General features: G+C 66.6%; 21 protein-coding genes. 11 read left to right on the top strand and 10 right to left on the bottom strand.

Annotated features, from left to right (window positions below; translation table 11 throughout):
- The 3 genes from groEL to acnA all read right to left on the bottom strand — a co-directional run.
- On the bottom strand, positions 1–891 hold an 891-nt coding region (groEL, locus tag WJU21_RS11070), incomplete at its 3' end, for a chaperonin GroEL (RefSeq protein ID WP_346323496.1).
- Positions 892–912: 21 nt separating this feature from the next.
- Positions 913–1,227, bottom strand: a complete 315-nt coding sequence (gene groES / locus WJU21_RS11075) for a co-chaperone GroES (protein WP_346323497.1) — start codon at positions 1,225–1,227, stop codon at positions 913–915.
- Positions 1,228–1,443: 216 nt separating this feature from the next.
- Positions 1,444–4,134, bottom strand: a complete 2,691-nt coding sequence (acnA, locus tag WJU21_RS11080) for an aconitate hydratase AcnA (protein ID WP_346323498.1) — start codon at positions 4,132–4,134, stop codon at positions 1,444–1,446.
- Between the two features lie 145 nt (positions 4,135–4,279).
- Here acnA and ccmA point away from each other — a divergent pair, with 145 nt between their 5' ends.
- From ccmA to WJU21_RS11135, 11 genes are all read left to right on the top strand, one after another.
- Positions 4,280–4,924 carry a heme ABC exporter ATP-binding protein CcmA gene (gene ccmA / locus WJU21_RS11085; protein WP_346323499.1) on the top strand — a complete coding sequence of 215 codons (645 nt, stop codon included), beginning with the start codon at positions 4,280–4,282 and terminating at the stop codon, positions 4,922–4,924.
- Positions 4,921–5,577, top strand: coding sequence for a heme exporter protein CcmB (gene ccmB / locus WJU21_RS11090; protein WP_346323500.1), 657 nt, complete (start codon positions 4,921–4,923; stop codon positions 5,575–5,577). The genes ccmA and ccmB overlap by 4 nt, the downstream gene beginning before the upstream one ends.
- A gap of 176 nt (positions 5,578–5,753) precedes the next feature.
- Complete coding sequence (locus WJU21_RS11095) at positions 5,754–6,599, top strand: hypothetical protein (protein ID WP_346323501.1); 846 nt, start codon at positions 5,754–5,756, stop codon at positions 6,597–6,599.
- A gap of 142 nt (positions 6,600–6,741) precedes the next feature.
- Positions 6,742–7,473: a heme ABC transporter permease gene (locus WJU21_RS11100; protein WP_346323502.1), complete on the top strand. Its 732-nt coding sequence runs from the start codon at positions 6,742–6,744 to the stop codon at positions 7,471–7,473.
- 1 nt (position 7,474) lies between these two features.
- A complete protein-coding gene (ccmD, locus tag WJU21_RS11105) occupies positions 7,475–7,639 on the top strand; it encodes a heme exporter protein CcmD (RefSeq protein WP_346323503.1) in 165 nt (54 codons plus the stop codon).
- Positions 7,629–8,084 (top strand): cytochrome c maturation protein CcmE, encoded by a 456-nt coding sequence (gene ccmE, locus WJU21_RS11110; protein WP_346323504.1) that lies wholly within the window; start codon positions 7,629–7,631, stop codon positions 8,082–8,084. Before ccmD ends, ccmE begins: the two co-directional genes overlap by 11 nt.
- Complete coding sequence (locus WJU21_RS11115; protein ID WP_346323505.1) at positions 8,081–10,066, top strand: heme lyase CcmF/NrfE family subunit; 1,986 nt, start codon at positions 8,081–8,083, stop codon at positions 10,064–10,066. The genes ccmE and WJU21_RS11115 overlap by 4 nt, the downstream gene beginning before the upstream one ends.
- A complete protein-coding gene (locus WJU21_RS11120) occupies positions 10,063–10,593 on the top strand; it encodes a DsbE family thiol:disulfide interchange protein (protein WP_346323506.1) in 531 nt (176 codons plus the stop codon). Before WJU21_RS11115 ends, WJU21_RS11120 begins: the two co-directional genes overlap by 4 nt.
- Positions 10,590–11,048: a cytochrome c-type biogenesis protein gene (locus WJU21_RS11125; protein WP_346323507.1), complete on the top strand. Its 459-nt coding sequence runs from the start codon at positions 10,590–10,592 to the stop codon at positions 11,046–11,048. Before WJU21_RS11120 ends, WJU21_RS11125 begins: the two co-directional genes overlap by 4 nt.
- Entirely contained in the window at positions 11,048–12,178 is a 1,131-nt protein-coding gene (gene ccmI, locus WJU21_RS11130; RefSeq protein ID WP_346323508.1) for a c-type cytochrome biogenesis protein CcmI, read from the top strand. Before WJU21_RS11125 ends, ccmI begins: the two co-directional genes overlap by 1 nt.
- Positions 12,179–12,198: 20 nt before the next feature.
- A complete protein-coding gene (locus WJU21_RS11135; protein WP_346323509.1) occupies positions 12,199–12,741 on the top strand; it encodes an NUDIX hydrolase in 543 nt (180 codons plus the stop codon).
- Between the two features lie 27 nt (positions 12,742–12,768).
- On the opposite strand, the gene WJU21_RS11140 is transcribed toward WJU21_RS11135, so the two are convergent.
- From WJU21_RS11140 to WJU21_RS11170, 7 genes are all read right to left on the bottom strand, one after another.
- On the bottom strand, positions 12,769–13,353 hold the full coding sequence (locus tag WJU21_RS11140) for a septation protein A (protein ID WP_346323510.1): 585 nt from the start codon (positions 13,351–13,353) through the stop codon (positions 12,769–12,771).
- Positions 13,350–14,303, bottom strand: a complete 954-nt coding sequence (gene ftsY, locus WJU21_RS11145) for a signal recognition particle-docking protein FtsY (protein WP_346323511.1) — start codon at positions 14,301–14,303, stop codon at positions 13,350–13,352. Before ftsY ends, WJU21_RS11140 begins: the two co-directional genes overlap by 4 nt.
- On the bottom strand, positions 14,300–15,559 hold the full coding sequence (mtaB, locus tag WJU21_RS11150; RefSeq protein WP_346323512.1) for a tRNA (N(6)-L-threonylcarbamoyladenosine(37)-C(2))-methylthiotransferase MtaB: 1,260 nt from the start codon (positions 15,557–15,559) through the stop codon (positions 14,300–14,302). The genes ftsY and mtaB overlap by 4 nt, the downstream gene beginning before the upstream one ends.
- Positions 15,556–16,389, bottom strand: a complete 834-nt coding sequence (dapF, locus tag WJU21_RS11155) for a diaminopimelate epimerase (RefSeq protein ID WP_346323513.1) — start codon at positions 16,387–16,389, stop codon at positions 15,556–15,558. The genes mtaB and dapF overlap by 4 nt, the downstream gene beginning before the upstream one ends.
- 182 nt (positions 16,390–16,571) lie before the next feature.
- Entirely contained in the window at positions 16,572–17,267 is a 696-nt protein-coding gene (locus WJU21_RS11160; protein ID WP_346323514.1) for a CPBP family intramembrane glutamic endopeptidase, read from the bottom strand.
- 96 nt (positions 17,268–17,363) lie between these two features.
- Positions 17,364–17,942: a DUF6817 domain-containing protein gene (locus tag WJU21_RS11165; protein ID WP_346323515.1), complete on the bottom strand. Its 579-nt coding sequence runs from the start codon at positions 17,940–17,942 to the stop codon at positions 17,364–17,366.
- Between the two features lie 58 nt (positions 17,943–18,000).
- Complete coding sequence (locus WJU21_RS11170; protein WP_346323516.1) at positions 18,001–18,885, bottom strand: FkbM family methyltransferase; 885 nt, start codon at positions 18,883–18,885, stop codon at positions 18,001–18,003.
- Positions 18,886–19,136: the final 251 nt, after the last annotated feature.

A 19,136-nucleotide genomic window follows, 5' to 3' on the forward strand; every position in this document is an offset into this window, starting at 1 on the left:
GTTGGTCAGGATGGCGATGTCCTCGAGCATGGCCTTGCGGCGATCACCGAAGCCCGGCGCCTTCACGGCCGCGACCTTCAGGCCGCCGCGCAGCTTGTTGACCACCAAGGTTGCCAGGGTTTCACCCTCGACGTCCTCGGAAATGACCAGCAGCGGACGGCCCGACTGCACAATACGCTCCAGGATCGGCAGCATGGCCTGCAGATTGGCCAGCTTCTTCTCGTGCAGCAGGATGTAGGGCTCTTCCAGATCGACCAGCATCTTCTCGGCGTTGGTGATGAAGTACGGCGACAGGTAGCCACGGTCGAACTGCATGCCTTCGACGGTTTCCAGTTCGGTTTCCATCCCCTTGGCTTCCTCGACCGAGATGACACCCTCGTTGCCGACCTTTTCCATGGCGCGGGCCAGCATCTCGCCGACTTCCCTGTCGCCATTGGCGGAAATGGTGCCGACCTGCTCGATTTCCGAGTTGGACGAGACCTTCTTCGAACGGGACTTCAGCTCATTGGCAACGGCGGTGACGGCGAGGTCGATGCCGCGCTTCAGGTCCATCGGGTTGTAGCCGGCGGCGACGGCCTTCGAGCCTTCGCGCACGATGGCCTGGGCCAGCACGGCGGCAGTGGTGGTGCCGTCACCGGCGATGTCGTTGGTCTTGCTGGCAACTTCGCGCACCATCTGGGCGCCCATGTTCTCGAACTTGTCCGAGAGCTCGATTTCCTTGGCGACGGTGACGCCGTCCTTGGTGATGTGCGGTGCGCCGTAGCTCTTGTCGATGACGACGTTGCGGCCCTTGGGACCCAGCGTAACCTTCACCGCGTTGGCGAGGATATCGACGCCGCGCAACATGCTCTGGCGCGCATCCGCGCCGAATTTGACTTCCTTGGCAGCCATGGTTTTATCTCCCAGAATTGATTAGGCGGCGGCTTTCGCGGCCGTGGGGGCTTCGATGATGCCCATGATGTCCGACTCCTTCATGATCAACAGCTCCTGGCCGTCGATCTTGACCTCGGTGCCGGACCACTTGCCGAACAGCACGCGGTCGCCGGCCTTCACCTCGACCGGGACGATGTCGCCCTTGTCGTTGCGCGCGCCGGGGCCCACTGCGATCACTTCACCCTCGGACGGCTTTTCCTTGGCCGTGTCCGGAATGATGATGCCGCCGGGGGTCTTCTCTTCTTCCTGGACGCGGCGAACGACGACGCGATCCTGAAGCGGTTTGAACTTCATCGATCAATATCCTTAAATTCCAGGAAGCCTGGCGTTGAATAGCACCGGCTCCCGAGGAGTTTCCGGCAGATTATGGTGGGAGTGCGCTCTATGTACGCCTTACTGGCAATCAAACAAGCAGAATGCCAACTTCCGGACGATATCCGCGTAATTTCCCTTCTAAAATGAAAACGGGAGGCTGAAGCCTCCCGTTCACGACAAATTCTGTGCGAAATCCTATGCGGCCTTGGCCAGATTCTTCAGCACATATTGCAGGATGCCGCCCTGCTTGTAGTAGGACACTTCATCCAGCGTATCGATGCGGCAGACCAGGGTGGTGACCCTCGTGGTGCCGTCGGCGTACTGGATGGTGGCGGTCACCGGCATGCGCGGGGTGATGCCGTCGGCGAGGCCGGTCAGCGAGATCACTTCCTGGCCGGTCAGGCCGAGCGTCTTGCGGCTCTCGCCCTCGTTGAACACCAGCGGCACGATGCCCATGCCCACCAGGTTCGACCGGTGGATACGCTCGAAGCTCTCGGCGATGACCGCCTTGATGCCCAGCAGCCGCGTGCCCTTGGCGGCCCAGTCGCGCGACGAGCCGGTGCCGTATTCCTTGCCGGCGACGACGACCAGCGGCACGCCCTGTTCCTGGTACTTCATGGAGGCGTCGTAGATGCTCATCACTTCGCCGGTCGGGATGTAGGTGGTCACGCCGCCTTCGGTGCCCGGCGCCATCTCGTTGCGGATACGGATGTTGGCGAAGGTGCCGCGCATCATCACTTCGTGGTTGCCGCGGCGCGAGCCGTAGGAGTTGAAGTCGGCGGGATTGACGCCGTGATCCATCAGATACTTGCCGGCGGGGCCGTTCTTCTTGATCGATCCGGCAGGCGAGATGTGGTCGGTGGTGATGGAATCGCCCAACAGGGCCAGCGGACGGGCATTGACGATATCCGTCACCGGCGCGGCGTCGCCGGCCAGGCCCTGGAAGAAGGTGGGCTGGCGCACATAGGTGCTGTCGGGCTGCCAGTCATAGGTCAGGCCGGTCGCCACCTCGATCTCCTGCCACGCCTTGGTGCCGGTGAACACGTCGGCATAGCGTTCCTTGAACATCTGCGGCGTTACCGACTCGCGCATGGCGGCGGCAATGTCGGCATTGGACGGCCAGATGTCCTTCAGATAGATGGGCGTGCCGATCTGGTCATAGCCCAGCGGTTCCTTGGTGATGTCGGTGCGGATGCTGCCGGCGATGGCATAGGCCACCACCAGCGGCGGCGACGCCAGATAGTTGGCGCGCACATCCTGGCTGACACGGCCCTCGAAGTTGCGGTTGCCCGACAGCACCGATACGCCGACCAGATCGTTGGTGTTGATCGCCTTCGAGATCGGCTCGGGCAGCGGGCCCGAATTGCCGATGCAGGTGGTGCAGCCATAGCCGACCAGGTTGAAGCCCAGCATGTCGAGCGACTGGCTGACGCCGGCGCGGTCGAGATATTCGGTCACGACCTGAGATCCCGGCGCGAGCGAGGTCTTCACCCACGGCTTCACCTTGAGGCCCTTGGCGATGGCGTTGCGGGCCAGCAGGCCGGCGCCGATCATCACGCTGGGATTCGAGGTGTTGGTGCACGAGGTGATGGCGGCGATCACCACGTCGCCATGGCCGATATCGTAGTTGGTGCCTTCGACGGCGACCCTCAGAGTCTTGCTGTCGGCCTTGCCGAAACTGGTCGCCAGTTCCTTCTCGAAGGCGGTCGCCGCGTCGCTGAGCAATACGCGGTCCTGCGGACGCTTCGGGCCGGCAAGGCTCGGCACGACGGTCGAAATGTCCAACTCCAGCGTATCCGTGAACACCGGTTCGGGCGACGCATCGTCACGCCACATGCCCTGGGCCTTGGCGTAGGCCTCGACCAGCGCGACGCGCTCGGGGTCGCGGCCGGTGAAGGTCAGGTAGTTCAGCGTTTCGCGGGAGATCGGGAAGAAGCCGCAGGTGGCGCCATATTCCGGCGCCATGTTGGCGACGGTCGCCTGGTCGGCCAGCGAGAGCTGGTCGAGGCCGGGGCCGTAGAATTCCACGAACTTGCCGACGACGCCCTTCTTGCGCAGCATCTGGGTGACGGTCAGCACCAGATCGGTGGCGGTGGTGCCTTCCCGGGGCTTGCCGGTCAGCTTGAAGCCGACGACCTCGGGGATCAGCATGGACACGGGCTGGCCCAGCATGGCCGCCTCCGCCTCGATGCCGCCGACGCCCCAGCCCAGCACGGCCAGGCCATTCACCATGGTGGTGTGGCTGTCGGTGCCCACGAGCGTGTCGGGATAGGCGATCTCGGCGCCGTCCACCTTGTTGGTCCAGACGGTCTGGGCCAGATATTCCAGGTTTACCTGGTGGCAGATGCCGGTGCCGGGCGGCACCACGCGGAAATTGTCGAATGCGGTCTGGCCCCAGCGCAGGAACTCGTAGCGCTCCTTGTTGCGCTCCATCTCCAGGTCCACATTGTCCTGGAACGAGCGGCCGGCGCCGAAATGATCCACCGACACCGAATGGTCGATGACCAGATCGACCGGCGCGAGCGGGTTGATCTTCTTGGGATCGCCGCCCAGCTCGAGCATGGCGGCGCGCATGGCGGCCAGATCGACCACGGCGGGAACGCCGGTGAAGTCCTGCATCAGCACGCGGGCGGGGCGGTACGCGATCTCGCGCTCCGAGGTCTGGTTGTTCAGCCAGTCGCCCATCGCCTTGATGTCGTCGACGGTGACCGAGACCCCATCCTCGTAACGGAGCAGATTTTCCAGCAGCACCTTCAAGGAATAGGGAAGGCGGCTGAAGTCGATGCCGAGAGCCTTGCCCGCCGCATCGATGCTGAAATAGTCATAAGTCCTGGCGCCAACAGTCAGTTGACCGCGCGTCTTCAAGGTGTCGTGCCCAACGCTCACGTCACGATGCTCCTGATTTAAGTTGTTTCCGGCTGATGGTGCCGGTTTTGCCCCAATTCCACCCCCTTGCCAACCGCAAAGTTGGACGCGCGCCGGGCAAGGGGGCTAAGGTCCGGCGCGAGATCAGCGGAGCCGCAGCCCACCAATGCCAAATGCCGGAACCATCGGCCTGACCGTCGACAACCTCGCATGCCGGCGCGGAGAACATGAAGTTTTCACAGGTCTGTCGTGCGGCCTTCGTCCCGGCGGGGTGCTGTATCTGCGCGGTCCCAATGGCGCCGGAAAGTCGAGTCTGCTGCGAATCCTGGCCGGTTTCATCGCCCCGGCCGACGGCGCTGTCGGCTGGAATGGCGAGGAAATCCGCCTCGATCCGCCGGCCCATTGCTCGAGGCTGCACTATGTGGGGCACTTGGACACGCTGAAGCCTGTGCTGACCGCCGCCGAGAATCTCCTGTCCCAGGCCGCTGTGCTGGGCCAGACGGCCGATGTGGACGCCGCGCTTGGGCGTCTCGGCCTTGCCAATCTGCGCGACCTGCCGGCGCGGTTCCTGTCGGCCGGCCAGCGCCGCCGCCTCGCGCTGGCCCGTCTGGTGGCGGTGCCGCGCCCGCTGTGGCTGCTCGACGAACCGACGGTAGCGCTCGATGCCGACTCGACCGGGCGACTCGAGGCGCTGCTGGCCGAGCACCGTGACGGCGGCGGCATGGCGGTGATCGCCACCCATACCGACATGAACCTTCCTGGCGCGGACACGCTCGAGTTGGCAGGGCGGCAGCGGGTGCACGCGCGGTGAGCCCGTTCCTCGCCATCGTCCGCCGCGACCTGCTGATCGCCCGCCGGCAGGGCGGCGGCTCGCTGCTTGCCGTGGCGTTCTTCGTGGTGGTGGCCGCGCTGTTTCCCTTTGCCGCCGGCGCCGAGCCGATGGTGCTGCGCGGCCTGGCGCCGGGCGTCATCTGGGTGTCGGCCCTGCTGGCGACGCTGCTGTCGCTCGACCGGCTGTTTCAGGCCGATTTCGAGGATGGCAGCCTCGATGTTCTCGCCCTGTCGCCGCAGCCGCTGTTCTTCACCGTGCTGGCCAAGGTGCTGGCCCACTGGCTGGTGGTCGGCCTGCCGCTGGTGATCGCCGCACCGCTGGTTGGCCTGCTGCTCAATCTGCCGGCCGCGGCATATCCGGTGCTGGTCGCCGCCGCCTTGATCGGCACGCCCGCGCTCAGCCTGATCGGCGCCATCGGCGCGGCGCTGACGGCCGGCATAAGGCGCGGCGGCGTGCTGGTGCCGTTGCTGGTGCTGCCGCTGTACATCCCGACCCTGATATTCGGCGTCGCCGCAACCGCCGATCCGGCCTCGGCCACCGAGCCGCTGATGCTGTTGGGCGCGGTCAGCCTGATGGCGCTGGTACTGGCGCCGCTCGCCTCGGCCGCGGCACTTCGGCTGGCGCTGGAGTAAGGCGCTCTCCCTGCCGATCCTGCAGACCGCGCCATGGCGAGGCACCCTGCCGTGGAACCGCCCCGTCCATGACGACGTTAGGGCAGCACGGAGGCAGTCTGTCTTCTGAACCAAGGTCCCGCGGGGCAATCCGGCCATGGCGGCCAGCGAACGCAAATCAAAGATTGGATGGACACATGATCAAAGTGGGAGCCCTCGCGGCATTGACTTTCGTTGCCCTGTCGGCGTCGCCGTCGGCGGCGCAGACGGCATGGCGCGACATCGGCAGCGTCGACTTTGACAGAGGCGGCGATCACGAACGGCAATACGGCAATTTCGGCGGACCGGTCGAGCGGCTGAGACTGGCTGCATCGGGCAACGACGTGATCTGCAGGACCGTCACGGCCACGTTCAACAACGGCAAGACGCGCCAGATCTTCGAGGGGCGGATCCGTGAAGGCGGCGCCACGTCGGTTGATCTTCCCGGCAAGGAGCGCCAGATTCGCAAGCTCGATTTCCGCTGTCGTTCTGAAGGCCGCCGCGACGCCCGGATCGACATCGCGGCAGACCTGGGCGGCTACAGCGACATCTGGCGGAAGAATCCTGCCTGGGCGCAGCTGTTCGGTATCGGCGTCACTGCCGACCGGGGGCACGGCCGCCATGACGGCAGGCATGACGCCCGCCACGACGACCGCCGTGATGATCGCCGCGACGACCGCATGAACGGCTGGGTGCGTCTCGGCGCCGACAGTTTCGAGGGCCGGCGCGACCGGGAAGCCATATCCGCCGGCTGGAAGGGCCGCAGCGTCGACACGCTGGCGTTGCGGGCGGTGAATGGCGATGCGCGGTGTAGCCGCGTCTATGTCACCTTTGGCAACGGCAAGACCCGTGACCTGGAGATTGGCGATCGCGGCCGCCTGCGCGAGGGCGACTTCCGCCGGATCGATCTGCCCGGCAACGAGCGCAATGTTCGCCAGCTTCAGCTGGTGTGCAGTCCCATCGGCGACCGCCGGGTGACCATCGAAAGCTACGCCCGCAAGTAAACCGCGCACCATCAGCAAGGCTCTCCGGGTTCGGCCCGGGGAGCCTTTCGCTGTTCCCGGAGGATGCCCTCGCCGGCTTCCGTTCGCCCGGGCGGTCCAACTCCGCTTGCGCCTTATCGGGCGGACCGCTACATCACTCCCCATGTCCGGCTGGCACCGCTTCGCGAACCCGACGCGTTTTTCCCGCCTCAGCGCCAGGATCCTTCCCTGGGCGCTGGCGCTGACCGTCGTCCTGTTCGCCCTGGGATTGTATCTCGCGCTCGTCGGCTCGCCGCCTGACGCGCGGCAGAAGGATACCGTCCGCATCATGTATATCCATGTGCCGTCAGCCTGGATGGCGCTCGCCACCTATGTGCTGATGGCGAGCTTCAGCGGCATGGGCTTCATCTGGAAACATCCGTTGGCCGACATCGCGGCGAAGAACTGCGCGCCCATCGGCGCCGGCTTCACCCTGCTGGCGCTGGTTACCGGCGCGCTGTGGGGCGCGCCCATGTGGGGGACATGGTGGGAATGGGGCGATGCGCGGCTGACCTCGTTCCTGATCCTGTTCTTCCTCTATCTGGGCTACATGGCGCTGTGGCAGGTGTTCGAGGACCCGGAGAAGGCGGCGCGGGCGGCGGCCATCCTGGCGCTGGTGGGCCTGATCAACATCCCGATCATTCATTTCTCGGTGCAGTGGTGGAACACCCTGCATCAGCCGGCGAGCGTTTTCCGCCGGGGCGGCCCGACCATCGATTCGGCCATGCTGTGGCCGCTGTTCATCATGCTGGGCGCGTTCAAGGCCTATTTCATCTCGGTCCTGCTGCTGCGCATCCGCGCCGAGGTTGCCGAGCGGCGGGTGCGCGCGCTGCAGATGATGCAGGCCGAGGCCTAGGATGAACTGGGAATACGCCTCCTATATCTGGTCGGCCTACGCGGCGGCGGCGGTGATCCTGCCGGTTGTCGCGGCTGCCAGCGCGCTGCGGCTGCGGCGGGCGCTGCGGTTGCAGGTCGTGCTGGAGGCCAGACTCGAGGAAATGCGGAGCCGCGATGAAGCGTAAGACCCAGCGCATGATCTATGTCGGCGCCGGGCTCGGCATCCTGGCGTTCGCCGGGGCGCTGGCGTTCTTCGCCATTGGCGACAATGTGCGGTTCTTCTACAGCCCGGGCGACCTGCGTCAGATGTCGGCGCCGCCGTCGACGGCGTTTCACCTGGGCGGTCTGGTGAAACCCGGCAGCGTGCACAAGGACAACGAAATGGTCCTGCGCTTCGTGGTGACCGACGGCGCGTCCGACGTGCCGGTGGTGTACGACCAGACCGAGCACGGCCTTCTTCCCGACCTGTTCGCCGAAGGACAGGGCGCTGTCGCCGAGGGCAGGCTGGGCGCCGACGGTACCTTTGTCGCCACCCGCGTGCTTGCCAAGCATGACGAGAACTACATGCCGCCCGAGGTCACCGACGCGCTGAAGCGCTCGGGCGAATGGCAGCGGGGCGAGTCTCCATGATCGTCGAGCTTGGCCATTTCGCGTTGATCCTGGCGCTGTTGGCCGCGCTGGTACAGGGCACGGTGCCGCTCATCGGCGCCCAGCGCGGATACGCCGCGCTGATCGCCGTCGCACGGCCAGCGGCCTTCCTGCAACTGGGCCTGGTGACCCTGTCATTCGCGGCGCTGACCTGGGCTTATGTGGTGTCGGATTTCTCGGTCGCGAACGTGGCGCTCAATTCCCACACCGACAAGCCGCTGCTCTACAAGATCAGCGGCGTGTGGGGGAATCACGAGGGCTCGATCCTGCTGTGGATCCTGATCCTGGCGCTGTTCGGCGCCGGCGTCGCCGCCTTCGGCCGGAGTTTGCCCGAGGCGTTCCGGGCCAGGGTGCTGGCCATCCAGGCACTGATCGCCGTCGGCTTTCTCGCCTTCTCGCTGTTCACGTCGAATCCCTACGCGCGGCTCGACCCGGTGCCGCTCAACGGCAACGGGCTCAATCCGCTGCTGCAGGATCCCGGTCTCGCGTTCCATCCGCCCATGCTCTATCTGGGCTATGTGGGCCTTTCGATCGCCTTCTCCTTTGCCATAGCGGCCCTGATCGAGGGCAGGGTCGATCCCGCCTGGGCGCGCTGGGTGCGGCCGTGGACGCTGGCCGCCTGGTCGTTCCTGACCGCAGGCATCGCACTCGGTTCGTGGTGGGCCTATTACGAGCTGGGCTGGGGCGGCTGGTGGTTCTGGGACCCGGTGGAGAATGCCTCGTTCATGCCCTGGCTCGCCGCCACCGCGCTGCTGCATAGCGCCATCGTCGTCGAAAAGCGCGACACGCTGAAAAGCTGGACCATCCTGCTGGCGATCCTCGCATTCTCGCTCAGCCTGCTGGGCACGTTCCTGGTGCGCTCGGGCGTGCTGACCTCGGTGCATTCCTTTGCCAGCGACCCGGCACGCGGCGTGTTCATCCTGGCCTTCCTGATCGTCGTGGTCGGCGGCTCGCTGACGCTTTACGCGGTGCGCGCGCCGTCCATGAAGGCAACCGGCATGTTCTCGCCCATCTCGCGCGAGACCAGCCTGATCATGAACAATCTGGTCCTGGCGGTGGCGGCCTTCGCGATCCTGTTCGGCACCCTCTATCCGCTGCTGGCCAAGGAGGCGGGCTATCAGGTGTCGGTGGCCGCGCCGTTCTTCAACATTGTCTTCCCGGCGCTGATGGCGTTGCTGATCCCGTTCATGGGGCTGGGCCCGCTGCTCGCCTGGAAACGCGGCAATCTGCGCGAGGCGCTGAAGCGGCTGCGCCCGGCCCTGGTGCTCGCGGTGATTGCCGGGCTGGCGGTGGCCATCGCCACCAAGGGACCGTTCTGGGCCAGCATCGGCGTTGCCTACGGGGTCTGGCTCACGGCGGCGGTGCTGACCGAACTGGCCGGTCGGGTGGGCCTGTTCCGCGCCCCGGGCCAGGCGCTGCGCCGCGCCGCCGGATTGCCGCGCGGCGCCTGGGGCATGATTCTCGCCCATCTCGGCATCGCCGTGATGATCTTCGGCATTGCCGTCTCCAGCGCCTGGCAGCGCGAGGAGATCACGGTGATCGAGCCGGGCGACAGCGTAAGGGTTGGCGGCTATCGCTTCGTGCTCGACGCGGTCGGGCCGGTGCGCGGCCCCAATTACGCGGCGATCCGCGGCACATTCTCGGTCTACAGGAACGACAAGTTCATCGTGCGGCTCTATCCCGAGACCCGCCGTTTCGCCGATCCGCCGCAAGAGACCACGGAAGCCGCGATCGATCCGCTGTTCACCGGCGACCTCTATGCGGTTATCGGCCAGGCACAGAGCGACGGCCGCTGGGGCGTGCGGCTCTACCACAAGCCGCTGGTGTCGTGGATCTGGGCGGGTGCGCTGATCATGGTGCTGGGCGGTCTGGTCTCGCTGTCCGACCGCCGCCTTCGGGTGGGCGCGCCGCGCGCGGCGAAGGTTCCGGCCCAGGTGGCGGCTGAAGGAGTGCCGGCGGAATGAAGCCGCAGCACGTCCTGCCGCTCGCCATATTCCTGACCATCGCGGTGGCCTTCGGCGTGGCGTTCTACATGAACTTCGATCCCACGGAGACGCCCTTCGCCATCGAGGGCAAGCCGGTGCCCGCCTTCGATCTGCCCGCCGCCGTCGAGGGCGGCGACGGACTGTCGGCGGCCGACCTGCAGGGGAAGGTCGCCGTCGTCAATTTCTTCGCCAGCTGGTGCGCACCGTGCCGGGCCGAACACCCGATTCTGGCGGGGCTGGAGACTCGCACCGGCGTGCCGGTGTACGGCATCGCCTGGAAGGACAAGCCCGCCGACCTGCGGGCCTGGCTGGCGGCCGACGGCAATCCGTTCTCCCGCACCGGCTTCGACGCCAACGGCCGGGTGGGTATCGACTGGGGCATCTCGGGCGTGCCCGAGACCTTCATCGTCGACCGGACGGGCAAGGTGGTCTGGCGCTTTCAGGGCGCGCTCAACGAGGCGGTCGTGACGAAATCGCTGCTCCCGGCCCTGCAGGGGCTGAAATGAGGGTGCTCGCCGTCATCGCGCTGCTGCTGTGGGCCGGCCCGGCGCTGGCAGTGGGCGCCGACGAGAAGATGCTGCCCGATCCGGCGCAGGAGACTCGCGCCCGCCAGCTGATGGAGGACTTGCGCTGCCTGGTCTGCCAGAACCAGTCGATCAGTGATTCCAACGCCGATCTGGCCCGGGATCTGCGGGAGATCGTCAGGGAACGGGTCGCTGAAGGCGAGAGCGACGCCCAGGTGCGCAAGTATATGGTCGATCGCTATGGCGACTGGATCCTGATGAAGCCGCCGTTCAATATCCGCACCGCCATCCTGTGGCTTGCTCCGCTGCTGTTCATTATCGCGGGCGGCCTGGGCGCCTGGGCATTTATCCGCCGCCAGCGCCCGGTCCGGCAGGCTGAGGCGCTCGATCCTGACGAGCAAGCCCGGCTGCGGGCGCTGCTCGACGAGGCGCCCTGATGCTCTATGCCCTGTTCGCGCTGCTGGCAGCACTGGCCGCCGCTGTCCTCGCCCTGCCGGTGCTCCAGCGGCGAGGGGCGTCTGTCGGGCGCGCCGGTCACGACGTGGCGATCTACCGCGCCCAGCTCGCCGAGCTTTCGGCCGAGCGGGATGCGGGCGCCATCGGCCCGGCCGAGGCCGAGGCGGCGCGGATCGAGGTGGAACGGCGCCTGCTGCGGGCCGCCGACCAGGCCGAGCCGGATTCCCGCCCGGATTTGTCGCCGGGCAGCCGCAAGCTTGCCGCGCTGGGTGTCGCGGGGGGCGTCGTGGCGCTGGCGGCGCTGATCTACGGCGCGCAGGGCCATCCGGACCTGCCCGACCGGCCGGCGGTGCGCGAGGCCGATGTGCCCGCTGGGGAAGCGACCGCCGACGAACTGGCCGTGCGCATGGCCGCCGCCATGCGCGAACGCCCCGACGAGCTGCGCGGCTGGCTGATGCAGGGCCAACTGGCCAGCTCGGTGGGCCGCTTCGACCTGGCTACCGAAGCCTATGAGGGCGCGGTGCGGCTGGAGCCGGGCGTGGTCGGCCACTGGCTGTCGCTGGGCCTGGCCCGCGTTGCCCGCGACGCCGGCATGGTCAACGCCGGTGCGCGCGATGCATTCGGCAAGGCCCTGGTGCTCGATCCGGCGAATCCGGTGGCGCGCTATTATCTGGGCCTGGCCTCGTTCCAGGATCACGACGACCGTGCCGCGTTCGACCGCTGGGCGGCGCTTGCCGCCGAAACACCGCCGGACGCGGAATATGCCGGCCTGCTGGCGCGCGGGCTGAACCGCGCCGCGCGCCGCATGGGCATATCCGCGCCGGACACGGACGCCGCGCCATCTGCGCCCGGCCCCAGCGCAGCGCAAGTGGAGGCCGCCCGGGACATGTCCGAGGGCGATCGCGGCGCCATGATCGAGGGGATGGTCCAGCGGCTCGCCGACCGACTGAAGCAGAACCCGGACGACCTGGACGGTTGGCTGCGGCTGGGCAAGGCCTATGCGGTGCTGGGCCGGACGGACGACGCCATCAGCGCCTATGGACAGGCGCAGCGGATCGATCCTGCCAATGCCGCGGCCAGGGAGGCTCTGGCGGCGTTGAAGGGCGGCTGAGCCCGTGCCAGACTGTCGGAATGGCACACCATCCTGCCCAGCATGAGAATTTCAAGCGCCGGGTCCCTGACGGGGACAACCGTGAACGTCTGGTCTGCGACGATTGCGGCCTGATCCACTACGACAATCCCAAGGTCGTCGTCGGCGCCGTCGTCACTTATGGCGGCAAGTTCCTGCTGTGCCGCCGGGCGATTCATCCGAGGAAAGGCTTCTGGACGCTGCCCGCCGGTTTCCTCGAAGAGCACGAGACCACCGAGGACGGCGCACGGCGCGAGGCGTACGAGGAGGCAACCGCGCATATCGTCATCGAGCAGTTGCTGGCGGTCTACAACGTGCCACGCATCAGCCAGGTGCAGCTGATCTACAAGGCGCACCTTGCCGAGCCGGTGTTCTCACCCGGAATCGAAAGTCTCGAAGTGGCGCTGTTCTCGTGGGACGAAATTCCGTGGGATGAATTGGCGTTCCCCAGCGTGGTCTGGGGACTCAACCAGTTCCGCGAGGTCGACGGCAAAGGTCCGTTCAGCCCGTTCACCAACCCGGCCGGTGAGACCGTAAGCCGGTAGCGCTCGCAACGTCCCGGAATGCTGGCGTTACGCCGAGGGGGTTTCTTCAGGTTCCTTGGTGATCGCGTGGCGGTTCATCACGCTCAACTGCGCCATGGCGAATACCATCGTCAGCGGCAGGAAGCCGAACAGCTTGAAGCTGACCCAGAACTCTTCCGAGAAATTGCGCCAGATGGCCTCGTTCAGGACCGCCAGGACGGCAAAGAAGATGGCCCAGCGCACGGTCAGGATGCGCCAGCCGGTTTCGGTCAGCGGTGGGAATGCGGCCTCGAAAACCACCTTGAGCAGCGAGCGGCCGGTCGCCAGCCCGCCAAACAGGATCGCCGAGAACATCACATAGATCATGGTGGGCTTCATCTTGATGAAGCGTGGATCGTCGAGCGCGAGAGTCAGCCCGCCGAATACCAGCACGATCACCAGGGTGATGATCTGGCTCATGGGCACGTGCCGGACCTTCAGCCAGTAGACGATGATGGCGGCCACGGTCGCGGCCATGAAGGTGCCGGTGGCGATGTAGATGTTGCCCTTGAAGTAGGCGGCGAAGAACACCACCAGCGGGCCCATGTCGAGCAACAGCTTCAGCCCGGTACCCATGACACGGTCTTTACTCATGCGGCCACTCCGGCGATGGCGTCTGCGAACTCGCGGGCGTCGAAGGGCTGCAGATCCTCGATGCTCTCGCCGACGCCGATGGCATGGATCGGCAGCCCGAACCTTTCAGCGCAGGCGACGAGGACACCGCCGCGGGCGGTGCCGTCCAGTTTGGTCATGATCAGTCCGGTGATCTGGGCCACGCTGCGGAACACCTCGACCTGCTGCACGGCGTTCTGGCCGGTGGTGGCGTCGAGCACCAGCAGGGTATCATGCGGCGAGGCGGGATCGGCCTTGCGAATCACCCGGATGACCTTGGCCAGTTCTTCCATCAGGCCCTGCTTGTTCTGCAGCCGCCCGGCGGTGTCGATCATCAGCACGTCGATATTCTGGGCGCGGGCCTGCTCGAGACCCTCGAAGGCCACGGCGGCGGCGTCCGAGCCGACGGGCTTGGCGATCACCGGCACATTGTTGCGCTCGCCCCATACCGCGAGCTGCTCGATGGCGGCGGCGCGGAACGTGTCGCCTGCGGCCAGCATCACGCTTTTGCCCTGGCTGCGGAACTGGCGCGCAAGCTTGCCGATGGTGGTGGTCTTGCCGCTGCCGTTGACGCCGACGACCAGGATCACATGAGGCCGGTTGGCCGGGTCGATCGCCAGGGGACGGGCAACCGGAATCAGGGTCTGTGCCACCACGCTGGCCAGGGTCCGGCGGACTTCCTCGTCGGTGACCTCCTTGTCCAGGCGGGTCTGGGCCAGCTCGCGGGTCACCCGCGCGGCGGTTGCCACGCCGAAATCCGCCATGATCAGCACATCCTCGAGCTCATCGAGGGTGGCGGCGTCCAGCTTGCGCTTGCCGCTGAGCACGCCGCTGGTGAACAGGCCGGTGATGCCGTCGGAAACGGAGGTGGTGCTTTTCTTCAGACCGTCCTTGAGACGGGTGAACCAGCCTTTTTTCTCGGGTTCGCTCAAGCGGCCAGCCGTCCGGTCAGGGAATGGTGATCGCGTCCGGTGATGTGGGCGCGGACGATGCCTTCGGCCGCGCCTGCGATGACGATCGGCGCGAAATGCTGGGTGTGGCCGATGCTGTCGCCGCCTTCGATCTTTTCCACCAGCACATCGGCCTCACGGCCCTGCTGTCGGGCGAAGAACGCGTCCCGCCGCTGTTCGCCGCGCAGGCGCAGGATGGCGGCGCGCTCGCGGATCACGTCGCCGCGCAGCTGCGGCATGCGCGCGGCCGGCGTGCCGGGACGGGACGAATAGGGGAAGACGTGCAGGAAGGTGATGGCCGCCTCGTCGACGCAGGCCAGGGTGTTGGCGAACATGGCCTCGGTCTCGGTCGGGAAACCGGCAATGAGGTCGGCGCCGAACACGACGTCGGGACGACGGGCGCGAACGTCGTGGCAGAAGTCGATGGATTGCTGCCGGGTATGGCGGCGCTTCATACGCTTCAGGATCATGTCGTCGCCCGCCTGCAGGCTCAGATGCAGGTGAGGCATCAGCCGGGGCTCGCCGGCGATCAGGTCCATCAGCACCGGATCGACCTCGACCGAATCGATCGACGACAGCCGCAGCCGCGGCAAATCGGGTACGGCCTTCAGGATCTTGGCGCACAGCGTGCCAAGGCCGGGCGCGCCGGGCAGATCGGCGCCGTAGGAGGTGATGTCGACGCCGGTCACCACCACTTCGCGGTAGCCGCCGTCCACCAGCAGCTTCACCTGATCGACCACCGCGCCCATGGGCACGCTGCGCGAATTGCCGCGGCCGTAGGGGATGATGCAGAAGGTGCAGCGGTGGTCACAGCCGTTCTGGACCTGCACGAAGGCGCGGGTGCGGCCGTCGATGCCGTTGACCAGATGGCCGGCGGTCTCGCGCACCGACATGATGTCGTTGACCTGTACCCGTTCGGAAGCGCCAACGCCGAAATCGAAACCCTGGGGCTGCAGCTTTTCCTCGTTGCCCAGCACCCGGTCCACCTCGGGCATGGCGGCGAAAGCGGCGGGATCGGTCTGGGCGGCACAGCCCGTCACGATGATGCGCGCCTCGGGCCGGTCGCGGCGGGCGCGGCGGATCGCCTGGCGGGCCTGGCGCACCGCCTCGTTGGTGACGGCGCAGGTGTTGACGATGACCGCGTCGCCGAGGCCCGCCTCCATGGCGTTGCGGCGGATCACTTCCGATTCCAGCGTGTTCAGCCGGCAGCCGAAGGTGATGATGTCAGGGGCGTTCACAGCATCACCTGCCCGCTGAAGCTGGTGGCGACGGGGCCGCGCATGATGATGCGGTTTTCGGCGGTCCAGGTGATCTCCAGCGGCCCACCGTCGAGCTGCACCATGATTTCCCGGTCGGTCAGGCCGCGCCGCATAGCGGCGACGGCGGCGGCGCAGGCGGCGGTGCCACAGGCCTGGGTGATGCCCACGCCCCGCTCCCACACCCGCAGGCGAATCTCGTCGGTCGAGATTACCTGGGCGATGCCGACATTGATTCGTTCGGGGAACATGGGATCGGTTTCGATGCGCGGTCCCCAGGTGGCCAGGTCGATCTTCGTCGCGTTGTCGACGAAGAACACTACATGGGGATTGCCCACATTGACGCAGGCCGGGTCTTCCAGAGGGCCCTTGGCGAACACCAGCGACAGGGTGTCGGCCTCGCGCGCCAGCGGAATCTCGCGCCAGCCGAAGCGCGGCTCGCCCATGTCGACGGACACCAGCTCTTCCTGCACCGCTTCCAGTTCGCAGCGCAGCAGGTCGGCCCTGGTTTCAATGGTCGCCCGGTCGCGGCCGCTCTCGCCCATCAGCAGGCTGGCGACGCAGCGGGTGGCGTTGCCGCAGGCCGACACTTCCGAACCGTCGGCGTTCTGGATCCGCATGAAGGCGTCGGCCTTCTCGGATGGCAGGATGGTGATGATCTGGTCGCAGCCGATGCCCCGGTGCCGGTCGGCGACGAAGCGAGCCTGCTCCGGCGTCAGGGCAAGCGGCGCCATGCGGGCGTCGAAGACAACGAAATCGTTGCCCAGCCCGTGCATCTTCACGAAGTTGCGTACCGTGCCCAGTGCGTTCATGGCGCGGTTATATGGGCCGCGCCCTTTGCGACTCAAGCGAAATGCTGGTCGCCGCCGTTTCCGGTTCATGGCGCCGGCCGGCGGAAGCGCCGGATTCGGCGCAGTCCACAGGAGCGCTCAAGCCCGCCGTGGACCACTTGCGGATGCGCGCGGCGGCGAAGATGACCATTTCGGCGGCGGTGCTAGACGTAGGTCAGCAGCATCCACAGGGCGTTCCAGGCGACATGCAGCAGGATTGCCGGCAGCAGCGAACCGGTCGCCAGCCGCGCCAGTCCGAAAATGATGCCGAGGGCGAACACGAACAGCAACGAGAGCAGGTCGTACTGGAAGTGCAGCAACGTCCAGGCAAGCGCCGACAGGGTCAGCGCCCCGGCCTGGCCGAGCCGGGTGGGAAGCAATCCCTCGAGCAGGAAGCCCCTGAACAGCAGCTCCTCGAGCACGGGTCCGGTGATGATCACCGTCAGCACGAGCAGCGCGCCGAACGGGACGCCGTCCAGCCAGGTCTGCGGCGGCGGGATGTCGAAGGCGGGCCGGACCACGGCCTCGACGATCCATTCGGTGGCGAACAGCGCGCCGGCGATGGCGATCCAGCGCCACAGCATGTCGCGGTCGAATGGTTGAATAGCCAGATAGGATGTCGCCCGTCCCGGGGCGCGCCAATCGGCCAGCTTCATGATGGCGGCGATGCCCAGCAGGTTGGCGATGATGCCATAGGCCAGCATCGGGTCGTTGGCCGTGCTGGGGTCCAATTCGGCGCCCACCGCCAGCATCAGCATCTGTGACATCATACCCGATATCACAAGCACCGCGCCGGTGAGCGCCAGCGTCACCCATGGCCCGTAGGGAAGGAATGGCTTGTCCTGTGTTCCCGGATTCATGGCGGCAGCATAGGGAAAAGCCGCTGCCCGCCGCAACGGAAGAACCTGCCGCCGCGCAACCGCCCGGTTACCGCCGCAGATAACGGTCGATGGGCGCTATTGGCCGATATCGAAGAGCGAGCGGGCGAAGCGGTTGCCGGGCTCGCTGAGCCAGGGCCGCATGCGGCTGAACAGGCTGGTGAAGCCTTCCCGGTGCTGCTCGCGGAATCCGGGATCGCCTGCGGCAATCTGCAGCTCGTTCGCGGCGGTCAGTTCGCAGAATTCCTTGAGTTCCTCCAGCGGCATCAGGATGGTCTCGCCGGTGAACCGGTCGTCGAACGGCAGCGGCGCCGCCGTGCCGATCCGGGGCCATACGGTTGCCCGGTCGCACGAGCAGTAGCGATAGACGATCGCCTCGGCCTCGGCGCCGATGATGTCCGCGACCAGCGCGCGCTTGTCCAGGGTCAGCATCGCGTCGGCGAAATGGGCGGTGCCGTAGGCGGCGTGGAACAGCCCGGCGTCGCACAGCACCGGGCGCGCACCCCATTCCACCAGCATATCGTGCACGCCGGTGAAATGCTCTTCCAGCGAGCCGTTGATATGGGCGAAGTCGCCGGCGCCCATCGCGGCGAGGGCGCGGAACTTTTCGTCGCGGTGGCTGGCCGGTGATGCGGGCGGCGGAGCGTACTTGGTCATGGGTCGAGCATATGGCCGTCGGGGGGCGCGCGGCAACGCCCGCGTGGCCCGGACCGGTTCACCACGGCTTGCCGGCGACCGTGATGCGCCGTCCCGCGGCGAGCGTCGACGAGGCGGACGGATCGCGGACATAGAGGGCGTTCAGTCCGTGGCGGGACAGACCTTCGATCGGGGTGAGCGTGCGGGTTGCAGGATCGTACTGGCAGGGCCTGAAGCCGAACCCGAGGATGAAGGCATGGACATCGCGGTCCGGATTGCCGTAGCGCAGCCCGGACTCGTTCATCTCGACGATCAGCGCCTTCAGGGACGGGTTTTCCAGGGTCGCGGTGGCGCCGCGAAGCGCCGGCAGTTCGTAGCCTTCGATATCCATCTTCATCATGGTGCAGTCCCGGCCTGCCATCAGGCTGTCGATGGTAACCACCGGCAATGCGAGTCCGTCGCCGGCAGTGTCCGCCGTCAGGACGTGGTTCATGCCGCCCTTGTCGGCGCTGAACCGCAAAACGCCCGGTTTGTCGCCGACTCCCAGGTTTCGCGCCTCCACCCGGTCGTCGATCCCGTTGAGACGGATATTGCTGGTCAGGTCGGCGAAGGTGACGGGCACGGGTTCGATCGCAATGGACCGGGCGCCGGCGGTTGCGCTCGCCAGGATCGAATACATGCCGATATTCGCGCCCACATCCACGAACAGGTCGTCCGCGGCGAGATAGTGAAGGACGAACAGCATGGTTTCGAAATCGAACAGGACGTTGTTGTAGATCAGCGTCGCGTAGTTCTCCCGGTTGGAATAGAGGATGCGCGCGCCGCCGGGCAGTTCGGTCACGAACTGCGTGTCGATCAGCCGCCGCGCCAGGTTCCATGCGACATACCGGAGCACGCTGCGCACCGGCCGCGCCGCGTTCGACGGATGCCGTATGATGTCGGCCAGGGTGTTCAGATGCTGCATGAACGGCGCTCGCGGGCTGGAACAGTCGCCCACCCTAGCATGGCGGCGTGCAGGTCGAGACATTGGGAAACGATGTGTATCGGGCGCTTGCGGCCGTGAGCACCCGGCGACGGACGCGGCGCAACCGTTCACGGGCGGCGGTGCCGGTTGCCCTCGGCCCTTGACTCTGCGGCCCGCCGCGCCTAATTTCCCGCCGCTCTACGAAAGCGCTGTGTTTTCGTGTCCAAGGATACCCACCCGTCAGCGAAGAT

This window comes from Emcibacter sp. SYSU 3D8 (genome assembly GCF_039655875.1).
In the GTDB taxonomy this organism is placed as follows: Bacteria; Pseudomonadota; Alphaproteobacteria; order SMXS01; family SMXS01; genus RI-34.

Bases quoted from the DNA above. Each gene is read 5' to 3' on its own strand.
- groES (WP_346323497.1), bottom strand. From the start codon at position 1,227: ATGAAGTTCAAACCGCTTCAGGATCGCGTCGTCGTTCGCCGCGTCCAG.
- ccmA (WP_346323499.1), top strand. From the start codon at position 4,280: ATGCCAAATGCCGGAACCATCGGCCTGACCGTCGACAACCTCGCATGC.
- WJU21_RS11095 (WP_346323501.1), top strand. From the start codon at position 5,754: ATGATCAAAGTGGGAGCCCTCGCGGCATTGACTTTCGTTGCCCTGTCG.
- WJU21_RS11100 (WP_346323502.1), top strand. From the start codon at position 6,742: ATGTCCGGCTGGCACCGCTTCGCGAACCCGACGCGTTTTTCCCGCCTC.
- ccmD (WP_346323503.1), top strand. From the start codon at position 7,475: ATGAACTGGGAATACGCCTCCTATATCTGGTCGGCCTACGCGGCGGCG.
- ccmE (WP_346323504.1), top strand. From the start codon at position 7,629: ATGAAGCGTAAGACCCAGCGCATGATCTATGTCGGCGCCGGGCTCGGC.
- WJU21_RS11115 (WP_346323505.1), top strand. From the start codon at position 8,081: ATGATCGTCGAGCTTGGCCATTTCGCGTTGATCCTGGCGCTGTTGGCC.
- WJU21_RS11120 (WP_346323506.1), top strand. From the start codon at position 10,063: ATGAAGCCGCAGCACGTCCTGCCGCTCGCCATATTCCTGACCATCGCG.
- WJU21_RS11125 (WP_346323507.1), top strand. From the start codon at position 10,590: ATGAGGGTGCTCGCCGTCATCGCGCTGCTGCTGTGGGCCGGCCCGGCG.
- ccmI (WP_346323508.1), top strand. From the start codon at position 11,048: ATGCTCTATGCCCTGTTCGCGCTGCTGGCAGCACTGGCCGCCGCTGTC.
- WJU21_RS11135 (WP_346323509.1), top strand. From the start codon at position 12,199: ATGGCACACCATCCTGCCCAGCATGAGAATTTCAAGCGCCGGGTCCCT.
- WJU21_RS11140 (WP_346323510.1), bottom strand. From the start codon at position 13,353: ATGAGTAAAGACCGTGTCATGGGTACCGGGCTGAAGCTGTTGCTCGAC.
- dapF (WP_346323513.1), bottom strand. From the start codon at position 16,389: ATGAACGCACTGGGCACGGTACGCAACTTCGTGAAGATGCACGGGCTG.
- WJU21_RS11160 (WP_346323514.1), bottom strand. From the start codon at position 17,267: ATGAATCCGGGAACACAGGACAAGCCATTCCTTCCCTACGGGCCATGG.
- WJU21_RS11165 (WP_346323515.1), bottom strand. From the start codon at position 17,942: ATGACCAAGTACGCTCCGCCGCCCGCATCACCGGCCAGCCACCGCGAC.
- WJU21_RS11170 (WP_346323516.1), bottom strand. From the start codon at position 18,885: ATGCAGCATCTGAACACCCTGGCCGACATCATACGGCATCCGTCGAAC.